The organism is Corallococcus praedator (assembly GCF_003612125.1).
In the GTDB taxonomy this organism is placed as follows: Bacteria; Myxococcota; Myxococcia; order Myxococcales; family Myxococcaceae; genus Corallococcus; species Corallococcus praedator.
In genome coordinates, this window is the sequence record NZ_RAWI01001111.1 from 1 (window position 1) to 433 (window position 433).

At 71.4% G+C, this 433-nt stretch carries 1 protein-coding gene; it reads right to left on the bottom strand.

Annotation, left to right across the window (positions count from 1 at the left end; genetic code table 11):
- The coding region (locus D7Y13_RS43275) for a PAC2 family protein (protein ID WP_147452729.1) at positions 1–366 on the bottom strand (366 nt) is incomplete at its 3' end.
- Between the last annotated feature and the right edge of the window lie 67 nt (positions 367–433).

Below are 433 nucleotides of genomic sequence, written 5' to 3' on the forward strand. Positions count from 1 at the left end.
GTCGATGATCTGCGCGACGGCGGCGGCGAAGCGCTCCCACTGCGTGTCCGGCTCCGGGCCGGTGAGCAGCAGGTACCGGGTGTCACCGGTGTCGGTCAGCGAGACCACGTCCAGCTTCGGGCCCTCGTAGGCGGCCCAGCGGTCGGACTCGAAGCGCAGCGGCGGGCGCCGCGACCGGTAGTCGACGAGCTGGTCGACGTCGAACCGCACGACCTCCTCCGGCTCGTCGTCGCCGACCAGAGCCGCACACGCGAGCCGCGTCGCGTTCCCGGCGTCGACGAACCCGTCCAGCGCGACGATGAGCACGGGCTCCTCGGCCGCTGGGGCGTCGTCCACGATCTCGTACAGCTCTGCAGGGTTCAGCACACCGACCTCCAACGTGAGACTGCCCGCACAGCATCCCGTCACGCCATCCGGGCGCGCACCATGGGGA